10 protein-coding genes are annotated in these 13167 nt (G+C 59.2%); 1 reads left to right on the top strand and 9 read right to left on the bottom strand.

Annotated elements, in window-relative coordinates; genetic code table 11:
* Window positions 1-58: 58 nt before the first annotated feature.
* The 9 genes from sucD to sdhC form a co-directional block, all read right to left on the bottom strand.
* On the bottom strand, window positions 59-943 hold the full coding sequence (gene sucD, locus HU811_RS17695) for a succinate--CoA ligase subunit alpha (RefSeq protein ID WP_014339581.1): 885 nt from the start codon (window positions 941-943) through the stop codon (window positions 59-61).
* The gene (sucC, locus tag HU811_RS17690) at window positions 943-2109 is read right to left on the bottom strand and encodes an ADP-forming succinate--CoA ligase subunit beta (protein WP_003179235.1); all 1167 of its coding nucleotides are present in this window, start codon (window positions 2107-2109) and stop codon (window positions 943-945) included. Before sucC ends, sucD begins: the two co-directional genes overlap by 1 nt.
* Before the next feature lie 196 nt (window positions 2110-2305).
* On the bottom strand, window positions 2306-3751 hold the full coding sequence (lpdA, locus tag HU811_RS17685; RefSeq protein WP_092400166.1) for a dihydrolipoyl dehydrogenase: 1446 nt from the start codon (window positions 3749-3751) through the stop codon (window positions 2306-2308).
* A 109-nt stretch (window positions 3752-3860) separates the two neighbouring features.
* Window positions 3861-5084 carry a 2-oxoglutarate dehydrogenase complex dihydrolipoyllysine-residue succinyltransferase gene (gene odhB / locus HU811_RS17680; RefSeq protein WP_186657235.1) on the bottom strand — a complete coding sequence of 408 codons (1224 nt, stop codon included), beginning with the start codon at window positions 5082-5084 and terminating at the stop codon, window positions 3861-3863.
* 43 nt (window positions 5085-5127) lie between these two features.
* Window positions 5128-7959 carry a 2-oxoglutarate dehydrogenase E1 component gene (locus HU811_RS17675; RefSeq protein ID WP_092458652.1) on the bottom strand — a complete coding sequence of 944 codons (2832 nt, stop codon included), beginning with the start codon at window positions 7957-7959 and terminating at the stop codon, window positions 5128-5130.
* 262 nt (window positions 7960-8221) lie between these two features.
* The gene (locus HU811_RS17670; RefSeq protein WP_092400172.1) at window positions 8222-8926 is read right to left on the bottom strand and encodes a succinate dehydrogenase iron-sulfur subunit; all 705 of its coding nucleotides are present in this window, start codon (window positions 8924-8926) and stop codon (window positions 8222-8224) included.
* 11 nt (window positions 8927-8937) lie between these two features.
* Window positions 8938-10710 carry a succinate dehydrogenase flavoprotein subunit gene (gene sdhA, locus HU811_RS17665; RefSeq protein WP_092400174.1) on the bottom strand — a complete coding sequence of 591 codons (1773 nt, stop codon included), beginning with the start codon at window positions 10708-10710 and terminating at the stop codon, window positions 8938-8940.
* Window positions 10711-10713: 3 nt separating this feature from the next.
* Window positions 10714-11082, bottom strand: a complete 369-nt coding sequence (gene sdhD, locus HU811_RS17660; RefSeq protein ID WP_186657234.1) for a succinate dehydrogenase, hydrophobic membrane anchor protein — start codon at window positions 11080-11082, stop codon at window positions 10714-10716.
* A complete protein-coding gene (gene sdhC, locus HU811_RS17655) occupies window positions 11076-11450 on the bottom strand; it encodes a succinate dehydrogenase, cytochrome b556 subunit (protein ID WP_025214942.1) in 375 nt (124 codons plus the stop codon). Before sdhC ends, sdhD begins: the two co-directional genes overlap by 7 nt.
* A 364-nt stretch (window positions 11451-11814) precedes the next feature.
* Here sdhC and gltA point away from each other — a divergent pair, with 364 nt between their 5' ends.
* Window positions 11815-13104, top strand: a complete 1290-nt coding sequence (gltA, locus tag HU811_RS17650; RefSeq protein ID WP_092400176.1) for a citrate synthase — start codon at window positions 11815-11817, stop codon at window positions 13102-13104.
* Window positions 13105-13167: the final 63 nt, after the last annotated feature.

The following is a 13167-nucleotide window of genomic DNA, read 5'->3' as shown; positions in this document are numbered from 1 at the left end:
AACGACAAAGGCCACCCGAAGGTGGCCTTTGTTGCTGGAGCAAAAAGTCAGCCGAAGCTTACTTCTTCATTTCCCAGCCAGTCAGCTCGGCCAGGGCCTTGCCGATGTCTGCCAGCGAACGCACGGTTTTCACGCCTGCGTCTTGCAGAGCGGCGAATTTCTCGTCCGCAGTGCCTTTGCCGCCAGAGATGATTGCGCCAGCATGGCCCATGCGCTTGCCCGGAGGAGCAGTCACACCTGCGATGTAGGAAACAACCGGCTTGGTCACGTTAGCCTTGATGTAGGCAGCCGCTTCTTCTTCAGCCGAACCGCCGATCTCACCGATCATGACGATCGCTTCGGTCTTCGGGTCTTCCTGGAACAGCTTCAGGATGTCGATGAAGTTGGAGCCTGGGATCGGGTCACCGCCGATGCCGACGCAAGTCGACTGACCGAAACCGGCGTCAGTGGTCTGCTTGACGGCTTCGTAAGTCAGGGTGCCGGAACGGGAAACGATACCGACCTTGCCTGGCAAGTGAATGTGACCTGGCATGATGCCGATCTTGCATTCGCCTGGAGTGATCACGCCTGGGCAGTTAGGGCCGATCAGGGTGATACCCAGCTCGTCGCACTTGACCTTGGCTTCCAGCATGTCGATGGTCGGGATGCCTTCGGTGATGCAGACGATCAGCTTGATGCCGCCGAACGCTGCTTCAAGGATGGAATCCTTGCAGAAAGGAGCTGGAACGTAGATCACGCTGGCGGTAGCGCCAGTGGCAGCAACAGCGTCTTTGACAGTGTTGAAGACAGGCAGGCCCAGGTGCTCGGTGCCGCCTTTGCCCGGAGTTACGCCGCCAACCATCTTGGTGCCGTATTCCAGAGCTTGCTGGGTGTGGAAACTACCTTGCGAACCGGTAATACCCTGGCAGATAACCTTGGTGTCTTTATTGATCAGGACGCTCATTATTTGCCCTCCGCAGCTTTAACGACTTGTTGAGCAGCGTCGGTCAGGCTGGTAGCAGCGATGATGTTCAAACCGCTTTCTGCCAGTACTTTAGCGCCCAGCTCAGCGTTGTTGCCTTCGAGGCGAACAACAACCGGGATTTTCACGCCGACTTCTTTCACGGCGCCGATGATGCCTTCGGCAATCATGTCGCAACGAACGATGCCGCCGAAGATGTTGACCAGTACTGCAGCGACGTTAGTGTCGGACAGGATGATCTTGAACGCTTCGGTTACGCGTTCCTTGGTAGCACCACCGCCCACGTCGAGGAAGTTGGCTGGCTTGCCGCCATGCAGGTTGACGATGTCCATGGTACCCATGGCCAGGCCAGCACCGTTGACCATGCAACCGATGTTGCCTTCCAGGGCCACGTAGTTCAGTTCGAACTTGGCAGCGTGCGCTTCGCGCGGATCGTCTTGCGACGGATCGTGGAAAGTCTTCAGCTTAGGCTGACGGTACATGGCGTTGGCGTCGATGTTGATCTTGGCATCGAGGCAGTGCAGATCGCCGTCGGCCTTGATCACCAGCGGGTTCACTTCCAGCAGCGCCAGGTCGTGGTCCTGGAACAGCTTGGCCAGGCCTACGAAGATCTTGGCGAACTGAGTGACCTGCTTGCCTTCCAGGCCCAGCTGGAATGCCAGCTCGCGACCCTGGAATGGCTGGGCGCCAACCAGTGGATCGATAGTGGCCTTGAGGATTTTCTCAGGGGTATCGTGAGCGATTTTCTCGATGTCCACGCCACCTTCGGTGGAAGCCATGAACACGATACGGCGGCTCGAACGGTCAACGACAGCGCCCAGGTACAGCTCTTTAGCGATATCAGTGCACGATTCAACCAGGATCTTGGTGACTGGCTGACCGTTGGCGTCAGTCTGGTAGGTCACCAGACGCTTGCCCAGCCACTGCTGTGCGAAGGCTTTGGCGTCTTCTTTGCTGCGAACCAGCTTGACGCCGCCCGCTTTACCGCGACCACCGGCGTGAACCTGGGCTTTGACGACCCATTCGCTGCCGCCGATTTTGTCGCAAGCTTCTGCTGCCGCTTCCGGGGTGTCTACCGCGTAGCCGGTGGATACTGGCAGGCCGTACTCAGCGAACAGCTGCTTACCCTGATACTCGTGAAGATTCATGCTTATTACCGTCTTCGTTAGGTACTGCGCATTCGGTGCTGCACCGTTATGGTGCCGCACCACCTGTGACTGCTGCTTGCGTAGCGTTCCAGATAACCGGTGCCGCTACGCAAGGCTGCGTCCAGCGGATATTCCGCGGTGAGTCTTGCTCGCAAGGCTCACGACGGGCCATACCGCCGTGGTTTCTTATTGTCTATTAACGCTTTTTGCGGTTGGCCACGTGGATGGCGCCGCCATTTACGGCCAGAGCCGCTTCGTGCAAGGCTTCGGACAGGGTCGGATGGGAGAAGACCATCATGCCCAGATCTTCAGCGCTGGTGCCGAATTCCATACCGATCGCGCCTTGCTGTACCAGCTCGGCAGCGCTTGGGCCAATCACGTGAACGCCCAATACGCGATCCGTCTTGGCATCGGCGATAACTTTCACGAAACCACCGGTATCGTTGGCTGCCATGGCACGGCCGGAGGCTGCGAACGGGAAGGTGCCGACGTTAACTTCAACACCTTCGTTTTTCAAGGTTTGCTCGGTCTTGCCGACCCATGCGATTTCCGGGTGGGTGTAGATAACCGACGGGATCAGGTCGTAGTTGATCTGGGCTTTGTGGCCCTTGATGCGCTCGACCACCATGATGCCTTCTTCGGACGCTTTATGCGCCAGCATCATGCCGCGTACCACGTCACCGATGGCGAAGACGCCCGGTACGTCGGTTGCGCACTGATCATCGACCGCGATGAAGCCGCGCTCGTCGAGAGTCACACCGCAATCGGCGGACAGCAGGTCAGTGGTCACTGGGCGACGGCCAACCGCAACGATCAGTTTGTCGAAGGTGATGGTCTGTTCGCCGTTGGCGTCGGTGTAGTTCACCACCACTTCTTCGCCATTGACCTTGGAACCGGTCACGCGAGCGCCCAGCTTGATGTCCAGGCCTTGCTTGGTCAGGGTTTTCAGCGCTTCCTTGGAAACCGCGGTGTCGGCGGCCATCAGGAAGGTGTCCAGTGCTTCGAGGACGGTTACTTGCGCGCCCAGGCGCGACCATACCGAACCCAGCTCCAGGCCGATAACACCAGCGCCGATCACGCCCAGGCGTTTTGGTACGGACTGGAATTCCAGAGCGCCGGTGGAATCGACGATCACGTTCTGGTCGACCGGAGCCGGCGGAATGTCGATCGGACGCGAGCCGGGTGCCAGGATGACGTTCTCGGCTTCGATCACTTCAACCGAGCCGTCTGGCTTGGTCACTTCGACCTTCTTGCCCATCAGCAGCTTGCCGTGACCCTGGATCGAGGTCACGCCGTTGGCCTTGAACAGGGTGGCAACGCCAGAGGTCAGGCCTTTGACGATGTTGGCCTTGCGGCCAACCATGGCAGGCACGTCAATGGTGACGCTTTCGCGGTTGACGCCGCCAATGCCATGAATGGCCAAGCCATCTTGCGCTTCGTGGAACTTCCAGGAGCTGTCCAGCAGCGCCTTGGATGGAATGCAACCGACGTTCAGGCAAGTACCGCCGAGGGCCAGTTTGCCCTCCTTGTCGGTGTATTTCTCGATGCAGGCAGTGGTGAGGCCCAGTTGCGCAGCCTTGATGGCCGCTACGTAGCCGCCAGGGCCCGCACCAATCACTACCACGTCGAATTTCTGAGTCATGAGTCATTCCTTCTCGAATCAAACCGGACGGTCACTTGTGGAGACCGTCGTGGGACGAAACCGGTTATTTCAGCAAGAGGCCGGTCAACCGACCGGCCCTCGCGGCGAATCAGATATCCAGCAGCAGACGAGCCGGATCTTCAAGCAGGTTCTTGATGGTTACCAGGAAAGTCACGGCTTCTTTACCGTCGATCAAACGGTGATCGTAGGACAGTGCCAGGTACATCATCGGACGAATCACGACCTGACCATTGATCGCCATCGGGCGTTGCAGGATGTTGTGCATGCCCAGGATCGCCGCTTGTGGCGGGTTGACGATCGGGGTCGACATCATCGAACCGAATGTACCACCGTTGGTGATGGTGAACGTACCGCCGGTCATCTCTTCGATGGACAGCTTGCCGTCACGGGCCTTCTTGCCGAAGGTGGCGATGCCGCCTTCGATTTCAGCCAGGCTCATCAGTTCGGCGTTACGCAGGACCGGAACCACCAGGCCACGGTCGCTGGAGACCGCAACACCGATGTCGGCGTAACCGTGGTAAACGATGTCGGAGCCATCGATCGACGCGTTGACGGCCGGGAAGCGCTTGAGTGCTTCAGTGGCAGCCTTGACGAAGAACGACATGAAGCCCAGGCGTACGCCGTTGTGGCTCTTCTCGAACAGGTCCTTGTACTTCGAACGCAGGGCCATGACTTCGGTCATGTCGACTTCGTTGAAAGTGGTCAGCATTGCCATGTTCGACTGGGCTTCAACCAGACGTTCGGCAACCTTGGCGCGCAGGCGGGTCATCGGAACGCGTTTTTCAACGCGATCACCGGCAGCGAACACCGGAGCGGCAGCGGCAGGCGCGGCAGCCTTTGCTGGGGCAGCGGCTGGAGCGGCTTTCTTGGCGGCAACGGCTGCAACCACGTCTTCCTTGGTCACACGACCACCCTTGCCGGTGCCGGCAACGGAAGCGATGTTGATGCCATTCTCTTCGGCGATCTTGCGAGCGGCCGGGGCAGCGACTGGATCGTCCTCGCCATCGGCGGCTGGAGCAGCAGCCTGGGCAGCGGTAGGCGCAGCAGCAGCGGCCGGAGCAGCGGCAGCAGCGCCGCCCTCTTCGATCGAGCCCAGTACCTGGTTGGACAGGACGGTAGCGCCCTCTTCGGCAACGATTGCGCCGAGCACGCCGTCAGCTTCGGCCAACACTTCCAGAACGACTTTGTCGGTCTCGATGTCGACGATCAGGTCGTCACGCTTTACAGCGTCGCCTGGTTTCTTGTGCCAGGTGGCAACGGTGCCATCGGCAACCGATTCCGGGAATGACGGGGCTTTGATTTCGATAGCCATTATCTGTGGGTCCTTAAAATTCGGTTTCAGTCAGCACGAAGGCTTAAACAGTGAAAGCATCTTGCAGCAGTTTTTCCTGCTGCTCGGCGTGCATCGACGCATAACCACACGCCGGTGCCGCGGAAGCATCACGGCCGGCATATTCCAGGCCCAGGGCCTTGTTATGGTTGCCAATGCTGCGACGCAGGTGATGCTGGCTGCTGTACCACGCACCCTGGTTCATCGGTTCTTCCTGACACCACACCACGTGGGTGAGGTTGGTGTAAGGCGCGATGGCCTCCATCAGGTCTTCTTCCGGGAACGGGTACAGCTGCTCGATACGCACGATGGCGATGTCTTCGCGGCCTTCGGCACGACGTTTTTCCAGCAGGTCGTAGTAAACCTTGCCACTGCACAGGACCAGGCGAGTCACCTTGGCCGCTTCCAGCGTATCGATTTCCGAAATAACGGTCTGGAAGGAGCCTTCGGCCAGATCTTCGAGCGTGGAGATCGCCAGTTTGTGACGCAGCAACGACTTGGGTGTCAGCACGATCAGCGGCTTGCGCAGCGGACGGATGACCTGGCGACGCAGCAGGTGGTAGATCTGTGCCGGAGTCGTCGGTACGCAAACCTGGACGTTGTGCTCGGCACACAGTTGCAGGTAACGCTCCAGACGTGCAGAGGAGTGCTCCGGCCCCTGCCCTTCATAACCGTGTGGCAACAGCATGGTCAGACCGCAGAGACGGCCCCACTTGTGCTCGCCGCTGGTGATGAACTGGTCGACAACCACCTGGGCACCGTTGGCGAAGTCGCCGAACTGGGCTTCCCAGATCACCAGCGCATTTGGCTCGGTGGTGGAGTAGCCATATTCGAACGCCAGGACGGCTTCCTCGGACAGCAGCGAGTCGTACAGGTCGAAACGTGGCTGGCCTTTGTACAGGTGTTGCAGCGGGATGTAGGTGCTGGCGTCTTTCTGGTTGTGCAGCGCCGCGTGGCGGTGCGAGAAAGTGCCGCGGCCTACGTCCTGGCCGGTGATGCGGATCGGGTGACCTTCGAACGCCAGGGTCGCGTACGCCATGGTTTCGGCGTAACCCCAGTTGATCGGCAGGCCGCCGGCTTGCATCTTCTGCCGGTCTTCGTAGATTTTCGCGACCTGGCGCTGAACCACGAAGCCTTCCGGGATTTCCAGCAGCTTGGCGGACAGTTCCTGCAAGGTCTTGAGGTCGAAGCGGGTGTCGTGACGAGCGGTCCAGGCATGACCCAGGTACGGGCGCCAGTCCACGAACAGCTCTTTGTTCGGCTCTTTGACCAGGCTTTTTACAACGTGCAGGCCATTGTCCAGGGCATTGCGATATTCATCGACTTTTTCCTGGACGCGCGCTGCATCCAATACACCGCTCTGGGTCAGGCGCTCGGCATACTGCTCACGGGTGGTGCGCTGCTTGGCGATCTGCTGGTACATCAGAGGCTGGGTGCCGCTTGGCTCGTCGGCCTCGTTGTGGCCGCGACGACGGTAGCAGACCAGGTCGATCACCACATCACGCTTGTACTGCATGCGGTAGTCGATGGCCAACTGGGTCACGAACAGCACGGCTTCCGGATCATCGCCATTCACATGGAGAATCGGCGCCTGGATCATTTTCGCGACGTCGGTGGCGTACTCGGTAGAGCGCGAGTCTTCCGGGTTGCTGATGGTGAAACCGACCTGGTTGTTGATCACGATGTGCACGGTGCCGCCGGTCTTGAAACCGCGGGTCTGCGACATCTGGAAGGTTTCCATGACCACGCCTTGACCGGCGAATGCCGCGTCACCGTGGATGGAGATCGGCAGCACCTTCTCGCCGGTCGGGTCGTTGCGGCGATCCTGACGGGCACGGACCGAACCCTCGACCACCGGGGAAACGATTTCCAGGTGGGACGGGTTGAAAGCCATCGCCAGGTGGACTTCGCCACCAGTGGTCATCACGTTGGACGAGAAACCCTGGTGGTATTTCACGTCACCGGAGCCCAGCTCGACCTTCTTCTTGCCTTCGAACTCGTCGAACAGCTCCCGCGGGTTTTTACCGAAGGTGTTGACCAGTACGTTCAGACGACCACGGTGGGCCATGCCGATGACGACTTCCTTGGTGCCGTAGGAACCCGAACGCTGGATCAGCTCGTCGAGCATCGGAATCAGGCTTTCGCCGCCTTCCAGGCCAAAACGCTTGGTACCCGGGTACTTGGTGCCCAGGTATTTCTCCAGGCCTTCACCGGCGGTGACGCGCTCGAGCAAGTGGCTCTTGATGTCGGCGGAGTACGTCGGACGGCCACGAACGCTTTCCAGACGCTGCTGGAACCACTGGCGCTGCTCGGAATCGGTGATGTGCGTAAATTCAGCGCCGATGGTGCGGCAATATGTCTGCTGCAACGCTTCGTGAATTTCGCGTAGGCTCGCTTCCTCTTTGCCGATGAACAGGTCGCCGGCACGGAAGGTCGTATCAAGATCGGCATTGGTCAAGCCGTAGTGAGTGATCGACAGGTCTGCAGGTGCAGGACGCTGCCACAGCCCCAGCGGGTCCAGCTGGGCTGCCTGGTGGCCGCGCATCCGGTAGGCCTGGATCAGTCGCAGCACTTCAACTTGCTTCTTCTCGTGCTCACTGCTCACGCTGCCGGCAGACACCGGTTGAGCGCGGCGCTGGTTCTTTGCCAGCAGCACGAAATGATCGCGAATTGTCGAGTGCGAAACATCAGTGGCAGAGTTACCGTCAGCCGGCAACTTCTGAAAGTAGGTGCGCCACTCTTCTGGCACAGCGTTAGGGTCGTGCAGGTAGAGCTCGTAGAGCTCTTCCACATAGGCAGCGTTACCACCGGAGAGGTGGGCACTGTTCCACATGCGCTGCATCACGCTTTCTTGCATGCTTGGTCACCCTCGATTTGGGGAACACCATCGGCGAAAACACCGAGCAAACTTGCAGAAGTCCGAGTGCAGCGACTAAAACAAGCCACTTAGGATCACGCTGATAGTCCGGGTACCAGCCCGGATGCCCCTGCTTGTCTCATTTCTTCAAAATAAGAACTGCCGCTTTGTGAGCGGCGGTTCTGGTTATAGCCAGGACGCGGGTTGAAGCCCGCGCCATAGCCTCTGCGGGTACAGCGGTTCTACGGGTACAGCAGCTGAATCACACGCCGCTTTGCAGCAGCATGTTACGTACGTGACCGATGGCCTTAGTCGGGTTCAGGCCTTTCGGGCAGACGTTGACGCAGTTCATGATCCCGCGGCAGCGGAATACGCTGAACGGGTCATCCAGTGCAGCCAGACGCTCGGACGTCTTGGTGTCGCGGCTGTCTGCCAGGAAGCGATACGCTTGCAGCAGAGCGGCCGGGCCCAGGAATTTGTCCGGGTTCCACCAGAAGGATGGGCACGAGGTCGAGCAGCAGGCGCACAGGATGCACTCGTACAGACCGTCGAGCTTTTCACGCTCTTCCGGGGACTGCAGACGTTCGATGGCCGGAGCCGGCGAATCGTTCTGCAGGAATGGCTTCACCTTCTCGTATTGCTTGTAGAAGATGCTCATATCGACGACCAGGTCACGAATAACCGGCAAACCTGGCAGCGGACGAACGATCAGCTTGTTGCCCTTGACCACGGCGGACAGCGGCGTGATGCAGGCCAGGCCGTTCTTGCCGTTGATGTTCATGCCGTCGGAGCCGCAAACGCCCTCGCGGCAAGAGCGACGATAGGAGAAACCTTCGTCCTGCTCTTTGATCAGGGCCAGCACGTCCAGCACCATCAGGTCTTTGCCGTCGGTTTCAACCTGGAAATCCTGCATGAACGGCGCAGCGTCCTGATCAGGGTTGTAGCGATAAACACTGACTTGCAACATGGCGGCCACCCTTAATAAGTCCGAATCTTAGGTTCAAAAGTCGGAACAGTCTTCGGCGAGAAGTTCACCGCACGCTTGGCGACGCGCTTGTCACCCGGGAAATACAGGGTGTGGCACAGCCAGTTTTCGTCGTCACGGTCTTCGTAGTCTTCGCGGGCGTGGGCACCACGGGACTCTTTGCGCACTTCGGCCGCGATGGCGGTGGCTTCGGCCACTTCCAGCAGGTTCTGCAGTTCCAGCGCTTCGATACGTGCAGTGTTAAACGCCTGCGACTTATCGTTGATCTTCACGTTGGCGATTCGTTCACGCAACTGAGCCAGCTGAGCGATACCCTTCTGCATGTACTCGCCGGTACGGAACACACCGAAGTAGTTCTGCATGCAGTTTTGCAGCTCGCGACGCAGGGTCGCCACGTCTTCGCCTTCGGTACGCGCATTCAGAGCGGACAGACGCGCGAGTGCGGCTTCGATGTTGGCGTCGGTGGCATCGTCATACTCGATACCGTCGGTCAGCGCTTTTTCCAGGTGCAGGCCGGCAGCGCGGCCGAATACCACCAGGTCGAGCAGCGAGTTGCCGCCCAGACGGTTGGCACCGTGAACCGATACGCACGCCACTTCACCCACTGCGAACAGGCCAGGGATGATTTCGTCCACGCCTTCGGCGTTCTGGGTGATCGCCTGGCCGTGAATGTTGGTGGCAACGCCGCCCATCATATAGTGGCAGGTTGGAACTACCGGAACCGGCGCGACGACAGGGTCGACGTGAGCGAAGGTCTTGGACAGCTCGCAAATGCCTGGCAGACGGCTGTGCAGCACTTCCTCGCCCAGGTGGTCGAGCTTGAGCATCACGTGGTCGCCATTGGGACCGCAACCGTTGCCGGCGATGATTTCTTTCACCATCGAACGGGCAACCACGTCACGACCGGCAAGGTCTTTGGCGTTCGGAGCATAACGCTCCATGAAACGCTCGCCGTGCTTGTTGATCAGGTAACCGCCTTCACCGCGGCAACCTTCGGTGACCAGTACACCGGCACCGGCGATGCCGGTCGGGTGGAACTGCCACATTTCGATGTCTTGTACCGGCACGCCAGCACGCAGCGCCATGCCGACACCGTCACCGGTGTTGATCAGGGCGTTGGTGGTGGAAGCGTAGATACGACCAGCACCGCCGGTGGCCAACACGGTAGCCTTGGCGCGGATGTAGGTGGTTTCGCCGGTTTCGATGCAGATCGCGATCACACCGACGAAAGCGCCATCCTGGTTTTTCACCAGGTCAACGGCGTAGTACTCGTTCAGGAACGTGGTACCGGCCTTCAGGTTGCCCTGATAAAGGGTGTGCAGCAGTGCGTGACCGGTACGGTCGGACGCCGCGCAAGTACGCGCAGCCTGGCCGCCCTTGCCGTAATCCTTGGACTGACCGCCGAACGGACGCTGGTAGATACGGCCGGTTTCGGTCCGCGAGAACGGCAGGCCCATGTGGTCCAGTTCGAACACTGCGGCCGGACCTTCCTGACACATGTATTCGATAGCGTCCTGGTCACCGATGTAGTCGGAACCCTTGACGGTATCGTACATGTGCCAGCGCCAGTCATCGTTCGGGTCAGCCGAAGCGATGGCACAGGTGATGCCGCCCTGGGCGGAAACAGTGTGCGAACGGGTCGGGAAAACCTTGGTGATCACGGCAGTCTTGTGACCGCCCTGTGCCAGTTGCAGCGCAGCGCGCATGCCGGCACCGCCGCCACCAATAATGATGGCGTCGAAAGAAATCGTAGGAATGTTAGCCATGAATCAGATACCCCAAAGAATCTGCACACCCCAGACGAAGTACGCAAACATCGCGACGCCGCATACAGCCTGGAAGAGGAAACGTACGGCAGTCGCCGACTTGCCGAGCGCCATCGGCGTCAGGTAGTCGGTCGCGATGGTCCACATGCCGACCCAGGCGTGAGCGCCCAGTGCGACAAGCGCCAGCAGACTGAAGATACGCATCCAGTTGTTTGCGAACAGCTCGTGCCATTGGACGTAGCCAATACCTGGGTTCGCAACGAGGTATCCAATGAGGAAGATGAAATAAGCCGCGAGAACGACCGCAGACACACGTTGTGCCATCCAGTCATAAAGGCCTGAACGCGACAGGTTCGTAACGCTGGTTACCATATCCAAACTCCCGCCAGAACGATCAGCACCGCAGATACGGCGATAATGATTTTCGAGCCCAGCTTGCCGCCTTCCAGCGTCTCACCGATGCCCATGTCCATGATCAAGTGGCGCACACCGGCAACCAGGTGATACAGCAGAGCGGATAGGAGACCCCATGCTACGAACTTGGCCAGAGGGCTGGTCAAGGCCGCCTTCACGTCGGCAAAACCTTCCTCGGAACCCAGAGATTGACCCAATGCATACAGCATGAAGCCAAGGCCCAGGAAGAGAATGATGCCGGAAACACGGTGAAGAAACGACGTAACGCCGGTGATGGGGAGTTTGATGGTCCTTAGGTCTAGGTTTACAGGTCGTTGGCTTTTCACGGCTTTTTTTCACACTGAAGAGCCCCTAACAATCAGGGCTAAGTTGTTGGGGCGCGCACTGGTCAGGTACTCACCACCCAGGGAGTGACGACCCCCAAGAAAGCAGGCCCAAAAGCCCCTGGCGGTCGGTGGCCGAGTATAGACAGTTAGGCTACTAATGACAACGCGTTCACCTTCCCCTAATAGCGCATTGCACATATGAAGCAAAAGGCGTAAACGGCAGTCAATTTCGCGGAAAAAGTCCGGTTAAAGCCTTCTGGAGCAAGACTTTAGGCAAATTGACATTCGAATTTATCTCACTATAGTGGTGCGGGCCCTGCGTGGGGGGTCTGTCTGATGATTCCAAGCATTAATAGGAGGCCACATGGCTGACAAAAAAGCGCAGTTGATCATCGAGGGCGCAGCCCCCGTCGAGCTGCCCATTTTAACCGGCACCGTTGGTCCCGATGTAATCGACGTACGGGGCCTCACGGCCACGGGCCGTTTCACCTTTGACCCAGGTTTCATGTCGACCGCTTCGTGCGAGTCGAAGATCACCTATATCGACGGCGACAACGGCATCCTGCTGCACCGCGGCTACCCGATCGAACAACTGGCCGAAAAGTCGGACTACCTGGAAACCTGCTACCTGCTGCTCAACGGCGAGCTGCCAACCGCAGAGCAAAAGGCCCAGTTTGTCAGCACCGTGAAGAACCACACCATGGTTCACGAACAGTTGAAGACCTTCTTCAACGGCTTCCGTCGCGATGCCCACCCGATGGCCGTCATGTGCGGTGTTGTCGGCGCCCTCTCGGCCTTCTACCACGACTCCCTGGACATCAATAACCCCCAGCATCGCGAAATCTCCGCGATCCGCCTGGTGGCGAAGATGCCAACCCTGGCAGCCATGGTTTACAAGTACTCCATGGGCCAGCCCATGATGTACCCGCGCAACGACCTGACTTATGCAGAGAACTTCCTGCATATGATGTTCAACACCCCGTGCGAGATCAAACCGATCAGCCCGGTGCTCGCCAAGGCCATGGACCGGATCTTCATCCTCCACGCCGACCACGAGCAGAACGCCTCCACGTCCACCGTGCGCTTGGCAGGCTCCTCGGGTGCCAACCCGTTCGCCTGTATCGCCGCCGGTATCGCCGCGCTCTGGGGCCCAGCCCACGGCGGCGCCAACGAAGCGGTACTGACCATGCTCGATGAAATCGGCGATGTCTCGAACATCGACAAGTTCATCGCCAAGGCCAAGGACAAGAACGATCCGTTCAAGCTGATGGGCTTCGGTCACCGGGTCTACAAGAACCGCGACCCGCGCGCCACCGTCATGAAGCAGACCTGCGACGAAGTGCTCAAGGAACTGGGGATCAAGAACGATCCGCAACTCGAACTGGCCATGCGCCTGGAAGAGATCGCCCTGACCGACCCGTACTTCATCGAGCGCTCGCTGTACCCGAACGTCGACTTCTACTCGGGGATCATCCTCAAGGCGATCGGCATTCCAACCAGCATGTTCACCGTGATCTTCGCCCTGGCGCGGACCGTGGGTTGGATCTCCCACTGGAAGGAAATGCTCTCCAGCCCGTACAAGATCGGCCGCCCGCGCCAGTTGTACACCGGCTACGAGTCGCGTGACATCACCCGACTGGAAGACCGCAAGTAAGACCTGCCTTGCGCTAGGTCCCAAGCTGCACCGAAACGGCCCCCGCTTCTTATATAAGAGCGG

It is taken from the genome of Pseudomonas tehranensis, assembly GCF_014268615.1.
GTDB lineage: Bacteria > Pseudomonadota > Gammaproteobacteria > Pseudomonadales > Pseudomonadaceae > Aquipseudomonas > Aquipseudomonas tehranensis.
Note: the sequence above shows the minus strand (reverse complement) of the source record. Positions and strands in the feature narration are given on the sequence as shown.